20 protein-coding genes and 7 pseudogenes are annotated in these 21,955 nt (G+C 59.4%); 8 read left to right on the forward strand and 19 right to left on the reverse strand.

Annotation, left to right across the window (positions count from 1 at the left end):
- Nucleotides 1–3: 3 nt before the first annotated feature.
- The 7 genes and pseudogenes from BPHY_RS37090 to BPHY_RS37120 all read right to left on the reverse strand — a co-directional run bounded on the left by BPHY_RS37090 (nt 4) and on the right by BPHY_RS37120 (nt 6,753).
- The gene (locus tag BPHY_RS37090; protein ID WP_012406592.1) at nt 4–1,191 is read right to left on the reverse strand and encodes a threonine synthase; all 1,188 of its coding nucleotides are present in this window, start codon (nt 1,189–1,191) and stop codon (nt 4–6) included.
- Complete coding sequence (locus BPHY_RS37095; protein ID WP_012406593.1) at nt 1,185–2,219, reverse strand: succinylglutamate desuccinylase/aspartoacylase family protein; 1,035 nt, start codon at nt 2,217–2,219, stop codon at nt 1,185–1,187. The genes BPHY_RS37090 and BPHY_RS37095 overlap by 7 nt, the downstream gene beginning before the upstream one ends.
- A gap of 22 nt (nt 2,220–2,241) precedes the next feature.
- Entirely contained in the window at nt 2,242–3,438 is a 1,197-nt protein-coding gene (locus tag BPHY_RS37100; protein WP_012406594.1) for a M24 family metallopeptidase, read from the reverse strand.
- Nucleotides 3,439–3,560: 122 nt separating this feature from the next.
- Nucleotides 3,561–4,352, reverse strand: coding sequence for an ABC transporter ATP-binding protein (locus BPHY_RS37105; protein WP_041766585.1), 792 nt, complete (start codon nt 4,350–4,352; stop codon nt 3,561–3,563).
- Between the two features lie 55 nt (nt 4,353–4,407).
- Entirely contained in the window at nt 4,408–5,118 is a 711-nt protein-coding gene (locus BPHY_RS37110) for an ABC transporter permease (RefSeq protein WP_012406596.1), read from the reverse strand.
- 7 nt (nt 5,119–5,125) lie between these two features.
- Nucleotides 5,126–5,814: pseudogene (locus BPHY_RS37115) on the reverse strand (ABC transporter permease).
- A gap of 168 nt (nt 5,815–5,982) precedes the next feature.
- Nucleotides 5,983–6,753, reverse strand: a complete 771-nt coding sequence (locus BPHY_RS37120; protein WP_012406597.1) for an ABC transporter substrate-binding protein — start codon at nt 6,751–6,753, stop codon at nt 5,983–5,985.
- Between the two features lie 371 nt (nt 6,754–7,124).
- Between BPHY_RS37120 and BPHY_RS37125 the strand changes: the two genes are divergently transcribed.
- The 4 genes and pseudogenes from BPHY_RS37125 to BPHY_RS43700 form a co-directional block, all read left to right on the forward strand.
- The gene (locus BPHY_RS37125; protein WP_012406598.1) at nt 7,125–7,820 is read left to right on the forward strand and encodes a GntR family transcriptional regulator; all 696 of its coding nucleotides are present in this window, start codon (nt 7,125–7,127) and stop codon (nt 7,818–7,820) included.
- A 113-nt stretch (nt 7,821–7,933) separates the two neighbouring features.
- Complete coding sequence (locus BPHY_RS44110) at nt 7,934–8,860, forward strand: IS4/Tn5 family transposase DNA-binding protein (RefSeq protein WP_208459151.1); 927 nt, start codon at nt 7,934–7,936, stop codon at nt 8,858–8,860.
- 48 nt (nt 8,861–8,908) lie between these two features.
- Nucleotides 8,909–9,367: an IS4 family transposase gene (locus tag BPHY_RS44115; RefSeq protein WP_322789056.1), complete on the forward strand. Its 459-nt coding sequence runs from the start codon at nt 8,909–8,911 to the stop codon at nt 9,365–9,367.
- 71 nt (nt 9,368–9,438) lie between these two features.
- Nucleotides 9,439–9,881: pseudogene (locus BPHY_RS43700) on the forward strand (IS5 family transposase); the annotation flags it as partial.
- A 163-nt stretch (nt 9,882–10,044) separates the two neighbouring features.
- Here the strand turns inward: BPHY_RS43700 and BPHY_RS44385 are convergent.
- The 5 genes and pseudogenes from BPHY_RS44385 to BPHY_RS37150 all read right to left on the reverse strand — a co-directional run.
- A pseudogene (locus BPHY_RS44385) lies at nt 10,045–10,239 on the reverse strand (alpha/beta fold hydrolase); the annotation flags it as partial.
- The gene (locus BPHY_RS44125; protein WP_208459152.1) at nt 10,236–10,412 is read right to left on the reverse strand and encodes an alpha/beta fold hydrolase; all 177 of its coding nucleotides are present in this window, start codon (nt 10,410–10,412) and stop codon (nt 10,236–10,238) included. The pseudogene BPHY_RS44385 and the gene BPHY_RS44125, both read right to left, overlap by 4 nt.
- Nucleotides 10,378–10,770 (reverse strand): biotin/lipoyl-containing protein, encoded by a 393-nt coding sequence (locus tag BPHY_RS44130; RefSeq protein ID WP_052306270.1) that lies wholly within the window; start codon nt 10,768–10,770, stop codon nt 10,378–10,380. Before BPHY_RS44130 ends, BPHY_RS44125 begins: the two co-directional genes overlap by 35 nt.
- Before the next feature lie 6 nt (nt 10,771–10,776).
- Nucleotides 10,777–11,784 (reverse strand): alpha-ketoacid dehydrogenase subunit beta, encoded by a 1,008-nt coding sequence (locus BPHY_RS37145; RefSeq protein WP_012406600.1) that lies wholly within the window; start codon nt 11,782–11,784, stop codon nt 10,777–10,779.
- 12 nt (nt 11,785–11,796) lie between these two features.
- On the reverse strand, nt 11,797–12,774 hold the full coding sequence (locus BPHY_RS37150) for a thiamine pyrophosphate-dependent dehydrogenase E1 component subunit alpha (protein ID WP_012406601.1): 978 nt from the start codon (nt 12,772–12,774) through the stop codon (nt 11,797–11,799).
- 548 nt (nt 12,775–13,322) lie between these two features.
- On the opposite strand from BPHY_RS37150, the pseudogene BPHY_RS43705 reads away from it, so the two are divergent.
- Nucleotides 13,323–13,451: pseudogene (locus BPHY_RS43705) on the forward strand (helix-turn-helix domain-containing protein); the annotation flags it as partial.
- Nucleotides 13,452–13,536: 85 nt separating this feature from the next.
- Nucleotides 13,537–14,217, forward strand: a complete 681-nt coding sequence (locus BPHY_RS37155) for a substrate-binding domain-containing protein (RefSeq protein WP_233445456.1) — start codon at nt 13,537–13,539, stop codon at nt 14,215–14,217.
- Nucleotides 14,218–14,287: 70 nt separating this feature from the next.
- Here the strand turns inward: BPHY_RS37155 and BPHY_RS44390 are convergent.
- A pseudogene (locus BPHY_RS44390) lies at nt 14,288–15,597 on the reverse strand (APC family permease).
- Nucleotides 15,598–15,670: 73 nt separating this feature from the next.
- A pseudogene (locus BPHY_RS44395) lies at nt 15,671–16,834 on the reverse strand (DUF1016 N-terminal domain-containing protein); the annotation flags it as partial.
- On the opposite strand from BPHY_RS44395, the gene BPHY_RS37170 reads away from it, so the two are divergent.
- Both BPHY_RS37170 and BPHY_RS37175 read left to right on the forward strand, forming a co-directional pair.
- Nucleotides 16,715–17,182: a hypothetical protein gene (locus BPHY_RS37170; protein ID WP_012406602.1), complete on the forward strand. Its 468-nt coding sequence runs from the start codon at nt 16,715–16,717 to the stop codon at nt 17,180–17,182. The pseudogene BPHY_RS44395 and the gene BPHY_RS37170 sit on opposite strands and share 120 nt — an antisense overlap.
- Before the next feature lie 74 nt (nt 17,183–17,256).
- A complete protein-coding gene (locus tag BPHY_RS37175; RefSeq protein ID WP_233445457.1) occupies nt 17,257–18,138 on the forward strand; it encodes a hypothetical protein in 882 nt (293 codons plus the stop codon).
- A gap of 191 nt (nt 18,139–18,329) precedes the next feature.
- On the opposite strand, the pseudogene BPHY_RS37180 reads toward BPHY_RS37175, so the two are convergent.
- The 5 genes and pseudogenes from BPHY_RS37180 to stbB all read right to left on the reverse strand — a co-directional run bounded on the left by BPHY_RS37180 (nt 18,330) and on the right by stbB (nt 21,893).
- Nucleotides 18,330–19,705, reverse strand: a pseudogene (locus tag BPHY_RS37180) (hypothetical protein).
- A gap of 7 nt (nt 19,706–19,712) precedes the next feature.
- Nucleotides 19,713–20,063, reverse strand: coding sequence for a hypothetical protein (locus BPHY_RS37185; protein ID WP_233445559.1), 351 nt, complete (start codon nt 20,061–20,063; stop codon nt 19,713–19,715).
- A 330-nt stretch (nt 20,064–20,393) separates the two neighbouring features.
- Nucleotides 20,394–20,723, reverse strand: a complete 330-nt coding sequence (locus BPHY_RS37190; RefSeq protein ID WP_012406606.1) for a TrbM/KikA/MpfK family conjugal transfer protein — start codon at nt 20,721–20,723, stop codon at nt 20,394–20,396.
- A gap of 10 nt (nt 20,724–20,733) precedes the next feature.
- On the reverse strand, nt 20,734–21,183 hold the full coding sequence (locus BPHY_RS37195; RefSeq protein WP_012406607.1) for a hypothetical protein: 450 nt from the start codon (nt 21,181–21,183) through the stop codon (nt 20,734–20,736).
- Nucleotides 21,183–21,893, reverse strand: coding sequence for a StbB family protein (stbB, locus tag BPHY_RS37200; RefSeq protein WP_012406608.1), 711 nt, complete (start codon nt 21,891–21,893; stop codon nt 21,183–21,185). Before stbB ends, BPHY_RS37195 begins: the two co-directional genes overlap by 1 nt.
- Nucleotides 21,894–21,955 lie beyond the last annotated feature (62 nt).

Genomic DNA, 21,955 nt, shown 5'->3' on the forward strand with positions numbered 1-21,955 from the left:
TAGTCACCCTTCGTGCATCAATGGTGTCGATATCAGTTGTCCGCTGAATTCAGGCTCGGATTGTTCCTTATAACCGTGCGACGTAGCAATCATGACGACGCGCGAACGAGCTCCAATCTTTCCCTGAGCAACTAATTTACGCAGCCCCGACACGGCGGCGGCACTCGAAAGCTCAACGTAGAGCCCTTCCTTTGCAAGGAGAAGTCGGTCATGGCTGGCTTCCTGATCATTGACCGCCACTCCGGAGGCATCTGTCAGCTCGAGTGCAAGCAATGACTGGAAGGTGACGGTGTTCCCTCCGATTGACACCATGGCTGTGTCGCCGGAGAAGTTGCTGCATACCATGCCGTGTCCTTCCCTCGCACGACCGATACGGGGGAACGGCTCGACAGCGTGAACCCTCGGGGTTACGCTTATCAAACCAGTATTCCGCAAGTCCTGATAGCCTTTCGCGATACCCCACAGGAGATCACCGCGGGCGGTGGGCACGAGTATGTCTGTGGGTGGGACCGCCGGAAACTGCAGGTACAGCTCGAGTGCGATAGCCCTGTAGCCATCCACGCCGAAGGGGTTGCTGCCAACGGGCGGCATAAGGTAGTTGGTGGCCGGATACCAGTCGCCACGCCTCGCGTGCCGTGCAATTAGCACCCATCGATCGTCCGAACTTTCCATCGCGATGATCCGCGCGCCATGCATTTCGATTGCCCGACGCCAGTTCTGGCTCATGTCCGGCGTCGTTACGACAACGCAATCGATGCCGGCGCGGGCTGCATAGGCTGCCATTGAGACCCCGGCATTTCCGCTCGAGGCAACGGCAATCGTCTTGGCACGAATATCGAGTGCGCGTTGGGCCACTATCGCGCTCATTCTGTCCTTGTGTGAGCCAGTGGGGTTGGCGAACTCATTCTTGGCGTACAGCGCTTCTATGCCTAGAGTCGCCGCGAGCCGTGGGAGACTGGACAACGGTGTGTTGCCTTCGCCCAGACCAGACGGACATCCATATGACATCCACTCCCCAAAATTACCATGATGCAACTCTGTCGGGAAATCAGCGAAATGGGGCACGACGCTCGCTGGCGTGCCAGATTGCAGGCATAAAGGACAGCCTTCGAAATAGTCGTTCAGCGGGTAAAGCTGACCACATTGTAGGCATTTCATGGCTGCTACATTCGGATTGAGTTTGCTCAGCACTGAATTCTCCCAAGTGGCAGGGCGGCGGCATCCTGGAGAAGGCCAAAAAGGCAATCGCCACGGTTCGCCAGTGCGGGGTGCCGCTTGCACACCACCAGTCCAGAACAGCGGAACAGAACCTCCTGTGGCGGGCGATGCGGCTCTTCTATGGAATGAAGCATCCCGGCCAGCTGTCCCTCTGAAACCTCTTCACCAAGATCAACCCAAGGCTCGAAAAGGCCGCCGCTGTCCGCATAGACGAAAAGGTCTGTGCTCTCGCAGCGCATCATTCTGACCGGCTCAGGGTCAGGCGCATCACACGAGGCGAGAATCCCGATGTGCTTCAGAAGCCTCAACGCTCCCTGCTCGGCAAGGTCAGAGCCCGTGCGGCGCACTGTTGCGCCGCCTCCAAGCTCCGCGGTGATGACCGGAATACCAAGGTCCTCCGCAGCTGCAGGAAGAGTGGTGTTCCCACCGCCACCTGTACCGTCTGTGAACTCAGCCAGGGGCACTCCGAATACGCGGAGCAATTCGAGCAGTTTTTCGTTCTCCGCAGTTGTCTTTCCGCCGCGCGCGAGCGCACAGGGAAGATAGTCGAGGGAGCGGCCGCCCGAATGCAGATCGACCACAAGGTCGGCCATTGGTAAAATGACTTGAGTGACATAGTGCGCGATCATCTCCGTCGCGCTACCGTGTGCTCGCCCAGGGTAAAGCCGGTTGAGATTGCCTTCATCGATAGGCGAGACCCTTCGCCCGGCCTGCACCGCTGGAAAATTGAGCGACGGAAGAATGATGACTCGACCCTTCACCTCACTCTGATGTAGTCCTCTAGCCAATCGCATCAACCCAATCTGACCTTCGTATTCATCGCCATGAGTCCCGGCAATGAGTACGGCGGTCGGACCGTCGCCGTTTTTAAGGCATATCGTGGGAACTGGAATCCATCCATAAGCCGAAATGTCGGTCGAAATCGGAAGTCGCAGAAAGTCGACCTGCTTGCCGTCCTTCGTAAAATCGATGGTAGACCAGATTCGCGTCGAGTCTGACATTTGTGACCTATAAAGAAGTGGTTTAGCGAATGACCGGGAGGGTTTCGGGCGACAGCATGCTCAGAAACTCAACGCCCGATTCAGTGACAAACACGACCTCTTCGAACTGAAAAACCGCACCGTCACGTTCGAGTTTCGGTTCGATATGCAGGACCATTCCGGGCTCAATAACTGTCTTGTCCGCTGCGGACAGAGAGGGAGGCTCGGTTACGTCCATCCCGCCGCCATGCCCGATTCGCGAGACGGCGCAATACCTCGACCCGAGATCGGCAGCGCGCCACAACTGGTCGAATCGTCCGTAGATGTCAGAACAACTCAGTCCAGGGCGGATTTCGCTTGCAAGCTTAAGTGTCAGGAATCGTACGGCCGCGTAAGTACTGATTTCCCAGTCGGCAGGTTCCCCGGCGCGGGCGATTCGGTTGCAGTCCGCGGGATATCCGCCATACGTCGCCCGAAAGTCCGTCCAGATGTAGTGTCCTTCCTCAAGCTTCCGCTCCTTAGCAGTTCGCGCGTAAGCGAAATCGCCCTTCGAGAACAGCGTCGCAATCGGTTCGGCGCTTTCCGCACCGTTGAGGTAAGTCTGCGCTTGCATGAGATAGTAAAGTTCGTACTCGGTCATGCCGATATAGGCATACCTGATTGTCTGATTGAACGCTGCGTCGACGATTTCGTAGGCCGTGCGGTTCAGATCTGCCTCGAATCTGGATTTGATCATTCGAACTCGCCAGATCGGATCTGTGGCGCTTTTAATACGACCGCACGCGTCAAGAGAGCTAAGCTCTTCGATGAGCCGGAGAGAGCCTCGACCGAACATGTCCTGACCATAGTCCACTGCGATATGGGCGGTTCTGGTAGCGGTCCTGGCTTTTATCCAGTCCACGGTGGCGGTGACCGCCTCATCTAGGTACCCGTTGTAGTAGACCGGATCAAAGACGCGTGGTCTGATCTCGACGGTGCGGGATTCCCCAAGACTGCCGAACAGCGCGAAGTCCTGAAGGGAGATGGCGACAAAGACCGGTCGCGCCTTGTGATCCCACGAAAGCTCCTGGTAGTCGGTAAAGTAGTCGATGTTTTTCTTATCCGTAAGTACGATTACATCGATTTTGGCTTTCACCATTTCGCTGCGGATATTCGCGAGGCGCTGATGCATTTCGGCTATCGGGACCGCCGGCGCCGGCGGCCGGAAGGCGCGCGGAATCTCGAGTTGCAAGGCATTCATGTTTAGTCTCCACGCTTTGAGACGGAATTGTCCAAATTGCGCGGCAAGGCCACCGAAAGCGACCACGTGGACCAGCGCAACGGACGGAAGACCGAGATTAAAGCGGCTGACCGGGCTGCGCGCTACTTGAAGCTCCCAGAGAGGAACTGCTTCAGGCGCTCGCTCTGCGGCGAGTCGAACAACTCGGCCGGCGCACCTTCTTCCTCGGTACGGCCCTGGTGCAAGAACATCACATGGTTCGACACATTCTTTGCGAAGCCCATTTCGTGCGTCACAACGATCATCGTGCGACCTTCCTGAGCGAGCTTTTGCATCACTTTCAGCACTTCACCGACGAGTTCGGGGTCTAGCGCCGAGGTCGGCTCGTCGAACAGCATCACGTCCGGGTCCATCGCGAGTGCGCGCGCGATCGCGACGCGTTGTTGTTGCCCTCCCGACAGGTGCGCCGGGTACTGCTTCTCGAGTCGCGGTGCGAGACCGACCTTCTCGAGGTAGGAGCGTCCGCGTTCCTCCGCTTCACGGCGCGACAAGCCACGCACATGGATCGGTGCCTCGACGATGTTCTCTAGCACGTTCATATGCGCCCACAGATTGAAGTGCTGAAACACCATCGCCAGCTTCGTGCGGATCCGCTGCAACTGGTTGTGATCGACAACTTCGCAATTGCCGTACCGATCCGCTTTCGTGCGCACCGGATCACCATCGACCACGATCTGGCCGGCGTTCGGCCGCTCAAGGAAGTTGATACAGCGCAGAAATGTGCTCTTGCCGGAGCCGCTCGCGCCGATGATGCTGATTACATCACCCTTGTTTGCGTTCATCGACACCCCTTTCAGCACTTCATGGTCGCCGTAACGCTTATGGATGTCCCGCACGGCCAGCTTGCAGGTTTCGGTTTGAGTCTTATGGAGCATGATGCCTTCCAGAGGTGAATGCGCGGACATGAATGTATTGGAGAGACCCGGCCGCTCAGTGCGGCACGACCAGATGCGCGAGCCAGTGACGCTCAGTGCGCCGGAATGCAGCCACCAGTGTGAACGACACAGCAACATAGGTAAGCGCAGCGAGACCGAATGCCTCGAATGAATGGTAAGTGGCCGAATTCGCGTCGCGGGCCACCTTCAGCATGTCCGGCACGGTCGCCGTGAATGCGACCGTCGTCGCGTGCAACATCAGGATTACCTCGTTACTGTACGACGGCAGTGCCCGGCGCAGTGCGGAGGGCACGATGACACGGCGGTACATCTTGAGCCAGTTCATCCCGTAGGCCCGCGCCGCTTCCACTTCGCCGTACGGCGTCGCACGGATTGCACCGGCAAACATCTCGGTCATGTACGCACAGGTGTTTAACGCGAACGCGAGAATCGCACAATGGAAGCCACTACGGAAAAAAGCTTCAAGCATCTGGTGCGAGCGCACGAATTCGAAGCGGTAAATCCCGGTATAGACCAATAGTAGTTGCACGTAGAGCGGCGTCCCCCGAAGCACGTAGGTATAGATCCGCACTGGTGAAGAGATCCAGCGGCGCTTCGAGGCACGCGCGATTGCCAGCGGTATAGAGGCGAGAAAGCCAACGCCAACAGAGGCGACCAGCAGCCATAGCGTGACCGCGAGGCCGGAGAGCCGATGCCCATCCCAGCAGAGAAACGCGCGCCAGTATTCGGTAACAATTTGGGTCATGAACGTCTCAAAGTTCCGCGTGCCGCACGCCAAGTGAGTATCGCCCCTCAAGCCAGATCAAAACGAAGTTCGAAACCGTCGTAATCGACAGATACACGAGCGCCCCAATAAAGATGAAGAAGAACATATGGAAAGTGCTCAGCCCGCGTCCTGCACCGCCTTAACCACGTCGGCGAGGCCGATGATGGACACCAGCGCCGTCGCCTTAACGAGCACCTGCCAGTTGTTGCCGATGCCCGGCAACGCAAATCGGATCATCTGCGGAAACATGATCCGCACGAACACGCGCATGCCGGTCGTGCCGTAGGCGCTTCCCGCCTCCAATTGGCCGCGCGGCACAGAGAGGAAGGCGCCGCGGAACGTTTCGGTGAAGTAGGCACCGTATATGAAGCCGAGCGTCAGTACGCCGGCAGCGAACGGGTCTATATCAAACTGCGGAAAATCGAGCGCATCGGTGAGATTGTTAAGCGAGATCTGGATGCTGTAAAACAACAGCAGCATCAGAATAAGGTCGGGCACAGCGCGAATCAAGGTCGTATAGCCGGTCGCGGCTGCGCGCAGCGGGCGATTCATCGACAGCTTCGCGGCCGCGCTGACCAAACCGAGCAGAGCCGAAGCGAGAAGTGACAGCACCGACAGTTCGATGGTCTTGATCGTGCCGGCGAATAGCACCGGACCGAAGCCGTAAAGGAACACGGGTGTCTCCTGCGAGGTTTTAGGACTTGCCGGTGTCGGACCGAGAAAGAGTGCGATATAGCCCGCCCGGCACGACGCAAGTAATCGCACGCAAAATGCGTTGCTCATTGGTTGCGCACGCGGCCAATCGCGTCCCAACTGACGCAATTGGCAGCTGGACTCACTCAATCAGCTGCCATACACGTCGAATTTGAAATACTTCTTGTCGATCCGGTCATATGTGCCGTCCTTGCGCATATCCGAAATCGCCTGATTGATTTTCTCGCGCAGGTCCGTATCCTCTTTGCGCAATCCGATGGCAGCACCTTTGTCGCTCGTCGGATCGACAACTCTGTCGCCGACAAAAGCGTAGCCCGCGCCACGCGGCGTCTGCAGAAAGCCCATTTGCGCCTGCACGTCGCCGATCAGCAACGCATCGAGACGTCCAACGGTCAAGTCGGCATAGACTTGATCCTGGTTCTGGTACGGAACAACCGTGACATTGCTCGATGCCCAGTGCTGCTTGGCGTACGTCTCGCCGACCGTCCCCTGTTGGACCCCTATTGTCTTGCTTTTCAACGACTCTGCAGTCGGCAGGAGTCCCGAATCTTTCCTCGCGACAAGACGCAGAGAAGAGTTCCACAGCTTATTTGTAAATGCTATTTGACTCGCTCGCTGAGCGGTAATCGACATCCCGGACAACACTGCGTCAAATTTCCGGGCTTTGAGCGCGGGAATCATGCCGTCAAAGTCGTTTTCAACCCAGACGCACTTCGCCCGTAGGCGTGCGCATACTTCATTACCGATGTCTATTTCAAAGCCGGCCAACTTGCCACTTGCATCCTTCGATTCGAACGGTGGATAAGTGGGATCGACGCCAAACCGGATCGCAGACCAATCTTTAGCGTACGAACCGACCGCCATGGATGAAAGAACAAATACTGAGATCAATTTCTTCATTGCTGTCTCCAATTCTATTTTGGCATGAGTATTGAAACCGCTTGCCCTACCGCTTTCGTGGGCCAGGCCATTCAATGATGCCCGTCGAACGAACGTAGCGAACGCTGTCGCTGTCGCTGTCGACCATAGGTCTATGAATACCTAGTATATCTGGTATATTTATAAACTTCAATGTTTTGTTTCTGTGACGACAGCCGCAAGGCTAGCGCGGAGGCCGATAAGGTGGGCCGGACAGCAGACCGTAACGTCCCCTTTAATGTATTCAGTAAGTCGGCGGCGGCTACCCAATCACCTTGGTAGGAATACTAGGCATCTAAGACCGCGCGCGATATAGTGCAAGCCACCGCGCTCGCATCGAGAAAGGAAAAAGCTTGATCAAACTACAACCGTCGCAATCTCTTCACGAGTCGGTGCGGGAGGAACTTCGCCGACGTATTACGGCCGGCGCATATTCCGTCGACCTCCCTATTCCTTCGACTGCCATGTTGAGCGAGGAATTTGGCGTCAGTTCAATCACCGTGAAGCGCGCCTTGCGCGATCTACAGGCGGCCGGAGCGCTGGTTGCGGTGCCGGGAAAAGGAACGTACGTGAAGCGGCAACAAAGATTGCTGCGTCAGCTTGACGTAATGCAGCCTTCATTGGACGACACGAGCATCCGCGGAGTTTCGATTACCCGAGAGAAGATAACTGATCCAACAATGAACGCGCTTGCCCCTCCCGATCACGTTATGCTTTGCATCCGAAAAACGATCTGGACAGATGACGCACCGGTCATGTACGACTTGACCTATCTCTCGCCCGAGATCGACAACGAGATTGTCGACGAATTCGGCACCAAGTTTGTCGTCGACGCGCTAAAAATGCACTCAATCCATGTCCAGAAGACCCGCATCGTTATAGATGCCGCCCCGGCCTCAGGAACCGTCGAAGAGATATTTGATGTTCCGAATGGCTATCCTATGCTTCGCCGCCTGTACAGAATGGAGACGAGCGATCCGGGCATTACCGTCTATGGAGTACTACAGGCGCCGTTCGATCGACTTGCATGCACAGTAAACTTCCCCTGAGCCATGAGCGCAATTGTTGCAGCTCGTTACCGACACTAGGGGCTTGCAATTACCCACATCTCCAGCGCGAAACCTGGTAACCTGGCATACGTCATGTTCCATACGCACACGGGATGGCCGGTAAGCGACACGCGGATGATCGTTCGTGGTTCGATCTGGAAGTCCAAGGAAGCGAATTCCAGGACACCAGGCTGCGCCGCCGCTTCGCAAGCCTGCTCGAGAAGCTGTGGGACGGCATAGGGCAGACGATCCCGTTCGCCTGTCAGGACTGGGCTTCGACCAAGGCCGGGTACCGGTTTCTGTCCAATGACCGCGTCAGCGAACACGATATCCTGAGCGGGCATTTCCAGGCGAGCGCCGAGCGTGTGAAGGCCACCGATCGGCCAGTGCTTATCCTGCAGGACACGACCGCATTCTCGTACCAGCGCGAGCGTCCCGAACTCATCGGCTACACGGGCAAGACGACCCTGCGCACGGGGAAGAACGCCATGGGCCCGCGACGACAGCTCACGCAATGCGGCATCCTGATGCATTCGAGTCTTGCTGTTACTGCCGATGGATTGCCACTTGGCCTGACTGCAGTGAAATTCTGGACAAGAAAGCGGTTCAAGGGGGCTTCTGAACTCAAGCGTCATATCAATCCCACGCGCGTACCGATTGAGGAAAAGGAAAGCTGGCGCTGGCTGGAAAATATGCGCCAGTCGACTGAACTTCTCGACGATCCTGTGCGTTGCATTCACATCGGTGACCGGGAAAGCAACATCTACGAGCTGTTTTGCACCGCATATGATCTTTCCACCTACTTCCTCGTGCGTACCTGTGTCGACAGGCTTGCGGGAGATGGTCAGCACACGATCTCCAAAGCCATGCGGCAGGTTCAGGTAAAGGGACTCCATCGCGTCGAGCTTCGCGATGCGATGGGCCGTCCGATGACCGCGACGCTCGAACTGCGCTATGCGCCGATGACTGTTCTGCCGCCCATCGGCAAGCAGAGCCGCTACCCCGCGTTACAGCTAACAGTACTTCACGCGCAGGAGTGAGATCCGCCGGCTGGGCGTGCCCGTATCGAATGGAAACTCATCACCAACCTGCCGGTCCGCTCTCGTGCCGAGGCAATCGAGAAACTTGACTGGTATGCGATGCGCTGGAAAATCGAAACCTTCCACAAAATCCTGAAGTCGGGCGGCAAGGCCGAGGAGTCCCGACTTCGTACAGCCGACCGGCTGACGAACCTGATCGCGGTCTTCTGCATCCTGAGCTGGCGCATATTCTGGATCACCATGCTCGGCCGCTCGGCGCCACGGGCCGCAGCCGAACTCGCGTTCACACGCACTGAAATCGACCTGCTTGAACACGTCGTTCACGACCCGTCTCATAACGCACAGGCACCGCCGCTCGTGCGCAACGCCATCAGGCTCGCCCAGCTCGGTGGTTACCTTGCACGTGCCAGTGACCCTCCGCCGGGCACTACCGTGATGTGGCGTGGGATGCGACGTCTGACTGACATCCAAATCGGCTATGAACTCGCGCTAAAAAGAAGTGGGTAATTGCAAGCACTAGGGGCTGTTTACATTTAAAAATTTGTGTTTACATCCTGTCTTTTGCACTGCGAGACAGGATGGCACGTACGTTACTAAGCGATAAAGTATGGAACAGAGTCCAGAACATTCTGCCGGGCAAGGAAGGCGACCGGGGCCGAACGGCATCCAACAATCGCTGGTTTCTCGAAGCGGTGCTGTGGATTGCTCGTACTGGCAGTCCATGGCGCGACTTGCCTGCAGAGTTCGGACGATGGCATACGGTGTACATCCGCTTCTCGCGCTGGCGAAGCAAGGGCATATGGCAGCGAGTTGTGAATGCACTGGCAGGCCAGACGGAAATCGAGCACGTCCTGATCGATTCGACGATCGTACGCGCACACCAGCATTCGGCCGGGGCCGCAAAAAAAGCGGGCCGCAAGCGCTCGGTCGTTCCCGGGGTGGACTGAGCACCAAGCTGCATCTTTCGATTGACTCGGCCCGGCTAGCGCCTTGCCGATCGACTGAACCTGACCGTTCTTGTCGGCGATGGTGTCGGCAATAGCGGACAGCGCCTCGTGGACGCCTTCCAGACGCTTGAACTGCAGCGTGCCCTCGACCATTTCGCTCGTGATCTTCGACGGATCGGCAAACAGCTTTTCCAGCGCAACCTGCAGCGTGCGACGGCGCTCTGCCGCGACGAATTCAGTCACGAACGAGCGGTTGATTTCCTTGCCGATGCCGATCGGCGCGATGAGCGTGACCGATGCAACACGCGACGGCTTGTCGGCCGCGATGGCTGCGGCGACCGCGCCGCCGAACGAGTGGCCGACCAGGTGCAGCTTCCCGGACGTGATGGCGCCCGCAGCTTCCTCGACGGCGGCGGTGATCTTCCCGATCACGTCCCCCCGGTAACCGGCGTCGATGCTCCGTGGCCGGGAAGGTCCACCGCAATCGTCCGGAACTGCTCGGCAATCGCGCCCTGGTTGAACATCCAGGTCGACAGGTCGCCGCCGAATCCATGAATGAACAATACGGTCTCATTGCTGTCGGGGCCGATTTCCAGCACGTTCACGCTGCCTTCGGACAGGGCCACGGCCTTCGGCGGCATCGCCGGACTCGCCATCGCCCGCATTCAGTCGATGCGCGTAGCTTGCGACGAGCGCCTCGATTTCCTCCTCGGTCGCCGCTCCGTCGGCGATGACGCCGATCAGCGCACCGACGGGCGCGATTTCGCCGGCGTCGATGACGATGCGCCGCAGGATCCCGGACACGGTCGCTTCCACCACGTTGTTGACCTTCGTGGATTCGACCTCGAGGAGTTCCTGGCCGCGTTCGACCTTGTCTCCCACCTTCGCGTGCCATTCGAGCACGGTGCCTTCTGTCATCGTCATCCCCCACTTCGGGATGGTGACGGCTTCAATGAACGACATGATGGATTACCCCTTCAGGATCGACTTGGCGGCATTCACGACGGCTTCCGGCGATGGCACGTAAGCGTCTTCCAGGTTCGGCGCATACGGCACCGGCGTGTGCGGAGCCGTCACGAGCCGGATCGGCCCCTTCAGCGAATGGAAGCACTTGTCGACCAGCAGCGCGGAGATGTCCGTCGCCACGCTGCAGCGCGGATTCGCCTCGTCGACGACCACGACGCGGCGGATGTCCTCGGTATATTCGAGCAGCGTGTCCTCGTCGAGCGGCGATGTCGTGCGCGGATCGATGATGCAAGCCGACACCCCGTCTGCCGCGAGGGTGCGAGCGGCCGCCTCCGCCACGCCGACCATGCGGCCGAGCGCGATAATCAGCACGTCCTTGCCGTCGCGCACCACCCGCGCTTCGCCGAACGGGATCGTGTACGCACCGTCGGGCACGTCGCCCGTCGTGTCGTACAGCATCTTGTTTTCGAGGAAGATCACCGGGTCGTCGTCGCGGATCGCCTGCAGCAGCAGGCCCTTCGCGTCGCATGGATTCGACGGGATCACGACCTTCAGGCCTGGAATGTCCGTGAAGATCGGGTAGAACGCCTGCGTGTGCTGCGCGGCCGAACGGGTGCCGGCACCGTACGTCGCACGAATCACGAGCGGCGTCTTGGCGTGACCGCCGAACATGTACCGAAACTTCGCGATCTGGTTCATGATCTGGTCGAGACACACGCCCGCGAAGTCGACGAACATCAGCTCGGCGATCGGCCGCAGGCCCGTCAGCGCCGCGCCGGCGGCCGCGCCGACGAACGCGGCCTCGCTGATCGGCGTATCGCGAATGCGCTCAGGGCCGTATGCCTCGAGCAGCCCGCGTGTCACGCCGAATGCACCACCCCACGCGTCCTTCACGCCGTTGGCGCCAGCGCCTCCGGTCAAGTCTTCACCCATCATGATCACGCGCGGATCGCGCGCCATCTCCGAATGCAGCGCGTCATTCAGCGCCTGACGGAACGATTTCTTTGCCATTGCAGTGGGTCCTTACAGGTACTTCACGTAAACGTCGGCGGTCAGTGCCGAAAGCGGCGGAAACGGTGCTGCGCGTGCAGCACTCACGGCGGCGTCGACGTCGGCCTCGATCTGCCCGTCGATCGCGTCCAGCTCGCTGCTGTCCACTTGCGACCCTTCCTGCACCCGCCGGCGGAAATTGGCGAGGCAATCGCGCTCCTGGCGCATGGCCTTCTTTTCTTCGACGGTGCGATAGTTGTCGGGGTCGCCGCTGTAGTGACCGTAATAGCGCGGCACGTGAATATGCAGAAGACTCGGGCCGCCACCCGTGCGTGCGCGCTCGATTGCAGCGCCGGCCGAGTCGTAGACTGCAAAGAGATCGGTGCCGTCGACTTCGACTGCCGGAATGTCATAGCACTGCGCACGCCGCGTGAAGCTGCCGGCAGAGACGAACTCGTTCGCCGTCGCCTCGCCGAAACCGTTGTCCTCAATGACGAACACGATCGGCAGCATCCAGATCTTTGCCAGGTTGAAGCTCTCCGCCATCGCGCCTTCGTTCATCGCGCCGTCGCCTGCGAACGCGACCGCCACGCCGCCGGTGCCGAGGAGCTTCGCCGTCAATGCTGCGCCGCAGGTAATCGGCGCGCCGCCGGCCACGATGCCGTTCGCGCCAAGCATCCCTTTGCGGAGATCGGCGATATGCTGCGATCCGCCCTTGCCGCCGCATGTCCCTGTCGCACGCCCGAACAGCTCCGCCATCATCGCGCCGATATCGCATCCTTTGGCAATGCAGTGACCACGTCCTCGGTGGGTCGACGAGATGTAATCCGTGTCCGTGAGGTGCAGGCACACACCAACGGCACTGGCCTCCTGTCCCGCATAAAGATGCGTATTACCCGGAATGTCGCCGGTCGCCATCTCATCCATTACCCGCTCCTCGAAGCGGCGAATCGTTCGCATCGCGCGATAGGCATCCACGAGCCGCTCACGGGGAAACTTCAACGCGGACATTCCAATCTCCTTTATTCAAATGGTGTGCGGGGCGGTGCGCTGCGACGCGGCGCACTCAACCTCTTGCAAATCCGATTCGCTCGGCGAATATCGCGACGACAGTGCCGACATGCGGCTTCAATCGTCACCGGTCAAATTCGCCCGGTCCAATTGTGATTGGCGATTTAGCGCGATCAGCAATTCTTATCAGTGCGTGATCGCCGCTCCACATCCCGATCGTGAATTCACGTCGACACCGGAACCGTGTGCTCGCAATCGCACATTCACCGCTCGCTTCGACTGCCACTCATGAACCGTTCGTTTCAGCGTTGTTGGAATTCTAGTGATGCGCCTGATTAGGTTCGTCTACCTAAAGGTGGAGAAAGAATTCGCAGTACGTCGGCTTTCTGCGGATTGAGGCGTTTTGTGTTGAGGGGTGCCGAGCTTCGTCTCTATGATGAATCGAGCCTTCCCCGCAATGGGGATATGCGTCACCTCGCCCGGTCGGCAATGAAGAATCGGGCATGCGCGATCGAATTGTTTTTTCCCCACGCGGGTGGAGTCGTCACATGATCGATCTTCGGAACCTGGAGACCTTTTACGCCGTCGCCCAACTCGCGGGATTCCACCGCGCGGCGGAAAGATTGCATACGACACAACCTGCCGTATCAGCGCGCATCGCGCAGTTGGAGCAGCAGCTGAAAGGGCGCCTGTTCGAGCGGGACAAGCGCGGCTGCTTCCTGACCATCAAAGGCAGACAGCTGCTCGTATACGCCGAAACAGATGATCTCGCTGAGCGCGCAAATGGTGGAGGCCGTCGCGGGCCGGACGGCCCTGAGCGGCACCGTCCAGCTCGGCGCATCGGATACGATCGTTCACACGTGGCTGTCCACGCTGCTCAAGCGGCTCAGTGTGGAGTACCCGGAGATCACGCTCGAAGTAAACGTCGATGCCACGCCGAACCTGACCGCAGGGCTCTCCGACGGCACGATCGACGTCGCCTTGCTGATGGGGCCCGTGAACGCGAGCAACGCCGACAACCTGCCGCTATGCAGCTATCCGATCAGCTGGATCGTGTCGTCTGATTTCGAATGCGAAGCAGCAACCCTCGCGCTGAACGATCTCGCGCGCCATCCGATCATCACCTTTTCCAGATCGACGCGTCCGTACATGCAGTTGAAGGAGATGTTCGATCGAGCTCATCTGCATCACGTCAGAATCTTCGGCAACTCGTCGCTATCGTCGATCGTCCGGATGACGTTCGACGGTATTGGTGTCGCGGCGATTCCACACCATGTCGTGGCGGAGCATCTAGCGTGCGGCCGGCTGCGCCGGATCGAAACTGGCCACGAAATGCCGGTGATGCCCTTTACCGCCAGTTTCGTCCGTCGCATGGACATGCCGTTGAGTTCGATCGTCGCCGGGCTCGCGCAAGACGTCGCCGCGCATTACGAAATGCGCTAGGCCGCAGGCTGCGCTCGGTTTGCACACAGAAAAAAACCGAGACTCAGTGAGTGCCGGCTTGCCGTCATCGTCAACCGTTCTGGCTGCGCCCCAGGCATTCGAAGACTTCGGGGCGCCGGTGCTTGAAGTATTGCGCGAGCGCCATACCCGCGACCTGCACACCGATCAAGCAATAGAACATCCATACGTATTGCCCGGGGTCCCCGCCCGCGAGCACGTCGAAGTGTGCTGCCACGAGATAGACCAGCGCGATGAAGAATACGGACGAGATCGCCGGTGCCAGAAACGACTTGGCAAAACTTACGCCTTGTTGCCTGCCTCGGCGAACGTACCAGACCAGCGACGAGATGTTGACGACGGTCATCAGAATGATGATGCCCGACGTTCCGACACCGGAGAGTTGCCCGTAGAGCAGATCGGGCTTGGATCCCATCAGGATGAAAGGCAACAGCACGCACAGCACCATGACGGAGACGGTCATTGAAGCAAGATACGGAGACTCGTGCTTCCCGTGCACCTTCCCGAGGAAGCGGGGCAGCGCGCCGTCCGTGCCGAGGTTGTGCATATAGCGCGAAAGCACGTTCTGCGTGGACAGGCTCGCCGCAAACGCCGATGTCATCAGCAGCACTGAACGATCAGGTGCAGACCCGGGCTCACGAACTTCGCAAACGCATCAGGGAACATCGCCGCGGGCGTCCTGGCCGCGATCGACTGAACCTGCGGCCCGTAGGCCATGATCATCGCATACGCACACAGCGTGTAGATCACGCCGATGAAGATGACGGCACCATACGTCGCGCGCGGTATCGTCCGATCCGGCATCTTCACTTCGTCGCGAAACGGGGCCGTTGCCTCGAATCCCATGAAGAACGACACGGTGAACAGCATGCAGAACGGCACGTTGGTGCTGTTCGCCAATTGGCTTGGCATGAATGGCGCGGATGCGGAAACGCCCGGCACCCCGCCTTTTGCCAGCACACCGAACGAAAACGTCACACAGACGACGATCTCGAGAATCATCACCCACGTCAGCACCTTCGCGGACAACTCCACATGAAGGTATCCCAGCATCGAAACCACCAGCCAGCAGGCGAGCGTCGGCCAGTACCATGGAATCGACGTACCTGTCATGTCGTGCACGAGATCCGCGCACGAGACGCCGAAGAACGACGTGACGCCGGCGAGCAGCAGGAAGTACGAAACCGCCGCGAGTATGCCGGAGCCGAGGCCCGTCGATTTTCCAATGCCATAGCTGATGAACGCGTAAAAATCGCCAGGGCGCTTCACGATATTGTTGAGCGTCACGTAACCGACGGAAAACAGCAGCAATACGAGTGTCGTCAGGACGAAGATCACCGGGCTGCCGACGCCGCCGAACATCAGCGCGAACGGGATGTAGCCTTCGCTGCCGCCCGACGAATGTGAAGTCGCCGCCCAGCTCAAACAGGAAGTCCTCCAGCCGGTGGATGAGCGCCTCTTCAAGATCGCTTTCGGAATACTCGTCCTTCAGGTCAAGGAACTCCAGGACATACGGATCCTTGATCGCTTCTTCAGGAGTTACCGTGTCACCGGGTTTCGCGACGGTGCCCTTCTCGAGCATGGCGCGCTTATCTTTGGACATCAGTGTGTGCGTGCAGAACTGGCTGCCAATCTGACGTTCGAGCTGTCTCACGCTCCAGCCGCCGCGCAGCGCTTCCGCTTCGTAGAACGCCCGCTCTTCGGGCGAACGCGTCCGCCGCATCAGCCGCACGTAATGCGTCCACGACAGCGGGAAGCGCTCTGCGAGTTGCTGGAGCGAAAAATTCCGAACCAGCGATTCGGAATTTGCCCTGGACGCCCGGGTCCGGGATTTCCGAATCACTGATTCGGAAATGTCGCCCGCCGGATAGCTCTGGTAGAACAGGCGCATCAATTCCAGATTGTCCGCGCCGAAGCCGATCGCAGTGCACACGGACCAGACGGCGAACTCCGTGTGACCGATCCTGCCTGCGCGCTGCTGCTCCTCGCGAAGCAACTCACAGCTGCGGCCGTTGGCTTCGTCGTAATGCCGTAGCGAGATCTCGCCGAGCAGCTGGTCGCGGGCCTCGTCAAAACTGGTTGCCTTGGCAAGCACGTCAGTCGTTGATTCGGAAAACTTCTCGAGGAACTGCTCGGAGCGCGCGGCGAATCGCAGCACGGTCAGCTCGCCGTCATCCCTGAACTGCTTGCCGCTCGCCTCAAGCAGTTGGGAAAGCTGCTTGACGTCGCGGCGTAGAAGCGACAGCTCGCCCAGCACCGCGCCGACCAGTTCTTCACGGATCGCGTCGTCCGCGGCGCCCATCTCAATGCACCACGGCCTTGAAAACCGCGTTGATCTGGTGAGATTGCTGACACCCGCATACGCTATCGCCCTCGAAGACCACCGCCCATATATTCGGGGATCCCTGCGGATGCACTGGGGGAAAACTGTGGTATACGTGGCAACGCTGAAAATTGTGTTCGCATCGCCCCCTATCTGATGATGGCCAGAACTATCCCGTTTTCCCGAAATCCGCAGGCCGCCCGCGCACGCCATTCGAAAACGCTCCTGTTGCCCCTGCCGCGCGCAGAAGCGGACAAACTCTCGCTGCAGGTTCATATCGCACTCGACGCAATGCGACGCGGACAGGGCAATGTCAGCGCTGCGCAGACGCTTTGCCAGGTAATGATTGTGACGGGGCTGCTCGCTGAGGTGGGATATGGCTGCGCCACGTTCGAACAGATGCAACGCGCCGAACAGGTCTTGTCGGCCGCATTTGATCGGGGGCGGGATACCGGGACCTGGTTGCTCGACGACGAGGGATTTGAAGAGTTTGCGACAATCCTCGCAACCTATGACGGCCAGCTACGCCGTGCGCCGCTAGCCGCGATCGCGAATGCAAGCGAAAAACTGAAAAGATTCCGGGCTGGCGAGTCATTCGCCGAGATAAACAGGAAGCGGGTCTGATTGCGGTCCGTCGGCGTCGTTGAACCTCGCGCGAACACCACAGGGTTTATTCACAAATGCCGGGCGCGAAATCTATGAATACGTCGGACCCGGCAGAACGCGAATATGATCAGCCGACAATCGGCACGCCACAGTGGCTCGAGACCGAAGCGCAACGCTACGTTTGCAGCGGTGAGTACGACAGCAGCTTCGCAGGCTGGCCCGGCGAGAACTATGTCGAAGTTGCACAAAACGCGAGTCGACGCCTGCGAATCGCACTCGCGGAAGAGACCCGTCGCCGGTCAAACGGCTGCGACAGACGGGTGCCCGTGCCGGACGACTTGCATGCGTGGGCTCGCGACAAGCTTTCACCCATGGTTTGTGGACTGTTTCGCACTGGCGAGCGCGCCATTATTCTGGATACACTGGCTCGCGGCGTCGTTTTCCTCACGCCCCAGAACATTGCAGCAGTCCTCATGGATCAACGGTGGCTGTCGACAGCCTGGAATCTGGCAAACCTTTACCTGTCCAGCGTGGGCGTATCTGCTTTTTCTGAGCAGGCGGACGATATCGTGGGGCTCAGCGAGGAAACCACCTGCTACGTCTCCATGCGCTACTTTGAAGAAACCGATCCGTTCGCAGATTTCGTCGTGCATGAGGCGGCCCACGTCTTCCACAATTGCAAGCGAACCACGGTCGGCCTAAACGGGAGCCGTCACGGCAAATACCTTGTAAACGTCGATTACAAAAGGCGCGAAACCTTTGCGTATGCCTGTGAAGCATACTTCCGGATCACCGCCATGGCTACAGGCACCAGGCAGCGGCGGGACGCACTTGAGCAGCACGCCGAAACCTCGCTTCCACCGGATGATCGGGTGGATCACGACGAATATCTCGACATTCTTGATGAGGCTGTACAAGCCCGAAATGGCTGGCAGCGCATCCTCAAGCGGTGCGCTCCGATTGAGGGTCGCTGACTCGCCATTGTCAGCTTCAGGTCACGGTCGATCCCGTTGTGCGATATGGATGCCGAGCTTGCGCGCTCCACCGCCATCCGGTTTCGATATCTCGACACATCCGAATGGGAGACCTGCGGGCGCGCGTGCAAGGCGCGGAACCGATGCGCCGTGAAATTTCAGGGTGCTTATAATGAAGTGCAGCAGGATGGTCAGTCAGACTTCGCCTGTGGCACGCTAGCGAGATACAGGACCTTTGCAGCGACCTTGCGGAAAAACGCGTCGTCGCGCTCCCGCTGTGCATCGTCGTCTGCTACCTGATGCTCGATCAGGATGCCGCGGTGCTTCATGATGTCGTGCGTGCGTGATTTGGATTCGAGGTAGTCAGGATCATCGGCCCCATCGTCTCGATGACGAGGCGATGCAATCGGGGCGCGACACCGACGGCTCGCGCCGATCGGAACGTCAGTTCGAAGTCGGGTCGGCACCACAGGCTCGGCTTGTCGATCTGCCTCACCTCGCGGTCAAAGAGCGGTTTCGAAAGCGTCACCTCGACGCCGTGCTTTTTAACCCATTCCATGAGATGGAACAGCAATTTCAGGGTGATGCGCTCATACCGACTGTCCAGTGGTACCGGTCGCGCAAACGAATGCGCATGCTGCGCGAAGGCTTCGCGAAAGCGCGCGTTGCCGTCGCGATCGCGGTCAACCACGGTCAGTACCCAGTACGGGGGCTGCGTCAGACGCTGATCGCGGCCGCCGGCGCGGATACCATTTTCGGGGCGCACCACACACTCACCCATGCTGGTTTTCTTGATTGCACCGCCTGCGCGAATCTCGTCGGCAACGAACAGCAGGAGCGCACTGCGGGCCTTCTTTTCCGGCCATGCCAGGGCGTCGACCTCCCTCATCTTCTCGTTGAGAGGGATCCACGGCTTGAAATACAGTATCTGTGAGAGCGTCAGTTCGGGGCTCAGCGCCTGACCGGCTGCGTATGCCTCGAAACGCTCCCACGATCTGGACTTTTCTTGCAACGCGTCGACGTGCAGCCGTGCAAAGTCCGCATCCTCAAGAAGCGTGTGCAGGATGCGTCCAAGGCGGGGCAGGCGACGACCGCTCTCGCCAAAGGCGCCGTTTGGTCCGCTCGAGCCGCCCGGTCGCGCCGCGCCTTCATGCAGATTATCCAGGTAGTCAAGCGCATCGCTCACCGGTCTGAGCGGATGGTGCTGGCCTGGCCGCGCGGGATCATCGTCCAGTCCGACGTTTTCCGATTCCGGCGTCTGCCGGAACAACGCCAGCGCGCAGCGGTGTTCGCCGTACTGATGCATGCGTACGAAATGACGCGGCCCCTCCTCGCGCACCCGGGCGGTCAGTCGCGGCCGGCTAGCCCCTGCGCCGACGCAGTCGCACTCGAGCCAGAGACGCACGTGTCGCCCGTCGTGCATCTCCTCAAGCACCGCTTGCACGAGCCTCACGTCCTCAGGCCGCACTTCCTGTCCCTCGCCGCAGAAGCGGCGGACGGCTACGGCTTCTTCAGCGCTCAGGTACCGCCTGACCGTATCGGGGTGATCGCGCTCGACAAGATGCATGATGCGTTCAGCGCGAAGGCCGCGCGAGCATTGCGAGACTGCGCACGCTCGCCAGCGACGCCTCATAACCCCGCAACGAGCCATGCATCTGGCGGGTGATGGGTGGCGTCGCTACAGTTGTCGATGTACCCACGTCCGTTGCGACTGTAGATGGTGGCCGGGGCGCGAGCGACAGGCGCTCGAAGCAAATGATGCGTGATGAATGGCTGCTCATACGCACAAGGCCTTCTTCGACGAGGGTGCAAAGCATGTCGTTGATCTGCGCCGACGACGTATCGAATCGACGGGCCAGTTCACCCGCCTGGTACCCGCGACCCAACTCCATGGTCTGAATCAGTTTTGCAGAAGTGAGTTTCATCGTATTCCCCCTGAAACAGCGCTGGCAGTGTACTGCCGTCGCCACGGTCCCGTCACCCGATGCGTGGCTTGCACAGCGCCCAACGTGGCCCCCCGCCGTCAGCTGCGGGCATGACGCTTCATTGCGGTTCGACGGCCCGGTGCCTGCTCAGCCGGATGCGCCGAACTGCTCATGCCGGCTACACGATCATATCCACCGCGGTTTTCCCGACGACGCTCGATTCGCCCGGCTACTATTGCACACACATCCGCCTGTATGAAAATGACGCCGGCGGATAAAAAGCCGTGCTGCCCGGAGGCAGGCCATTCGCCGGCCCCTGAAAGACATGATTCACGGGCCGTTCTCGACGGCGCCGTACTTCGCGTTTATCGAGCGCTTCTGGTCGCTTCCAGCCGAACGGCACTGGTTAAGGAAATCGCCGCGCGCGCTCGACGTGCCGCTCAGATCGAAATGGCCGTGGTGATAACGCACGATGGAAAAGTAGTTCGCCTCGTACCGGCTGCAGTCTCGACCACCATCGCCGCCCTGCATCAGTCCGCCAAGGCAGAGCACTGCCCCGCACGCGCTCTGGTTGTCATCGTCGGCCCGCGCCGGTGTGACGCCTATGAGCGCGGTGCATACCGCCACTGCGACCACACAAGAGATTTTGGATGATGGCATGGAACGACTCCTATGCGCGGATCAGATGCAGTGCCGTGATCGCGCAGACCGAGAGCGCGGCCGAGCCAAGCGCTGCACAGACGACCCATATCGCCAGCTCGAGGCGGCCGATACCACGGCAGCAACCCTCTTCGCGCAGCACGTCACGCAACTGGCCCCGCACGCGCCCGCTTGCCGCGTCGTACTCACGCAGCGCAAGCTCGCCGAGCAACTGGTCGCGCGCCTCGGCAAAGCGGCCTGCCTCGGCGAGCACGCCGGTGGTTGAGACGTTAAAGTCCTTGAGGAACCGCTCGTAACGCGACGTAAAGCGCAGCAGCGTCAGTTCGCCGTCATCCTTGAACTGTTTGCCGCTTGCCTGGAGCAGCTGCGTCAGCTCTTTCACGTCGCGACGCAGGCGCGACAGCTCGCCCAGCACTTCGCCGATCAGTTCCTCGCGGATCGAGTCTTCCGACGCGCCCATCAACGCACCAAGACCTTGAACACATCATCCAGTTCTGTCGTAACCCGGCTCGCCAGTCGTTTCAGTGCGACCATCTGTCGAATGTGCGCCTTTTCGGCTTCCGATGCCCCGTTCTCCATTGCCTCCGCGTTCAGCGCGACGTAGTCGCGCGGGTCATCGCGGATTTCGATGATCGACCTGTCGAAACCCTTGATCTTTTCGAAGATCGGGTTCTCGTAGATAACGGCGTCACGATCCATCGAAAAAACGTCGCTGCGCGAGTGGAACTCGAACAGCCTTGCGAAGCCGCGGTTGAGGTCCTGTTTGCGGTCAACCATATTCATGACCAGCCGGATCTTTGACGCGTGCACGCCCAGATCAGAAAGCGCACGCAGCGTTGCGATCGTGTCGACCTGCTGCTTGGCGGTCGATACGGCCGGCACGATGAAGAGATCGAAGTCTTCATGGGACCCATCATAGCTTCGCATCAGACCTACAAAATCTTCGACATTCGATGCGCCTACATCGACGACGGCGTTTTGCAGCGTCATCAGCTCGTCCTGCAGCTCATCGAACTGTGACCCGCGCAACGCGCCTTCCTTTTCGCGGTCATCCGAATTGATGGATTCGATCGGGATCACTTCAGCACCCGACAGACGCGGTGCAAGCAGATGGTGTGCAACGGTACTCTTGCCAACGTTGCCCGAGAAATTGATAACGGCAATCTTCATGGTGCAATTTTCCTTACCGGTTAATAGGGATGTGATCGCATCACCGCGGCCGCGCGGCAGAC

This window comes from Paraburkholderia phymatum STM815 (genome assembly GCF_000020045.1).
Lineage (GTDB): Bacteria > Pseudomonadota > Gammaproteobacteria > Burkholderiales > Burkholderiaceae > Paraburkholderia > Paraburkholderia phymatum.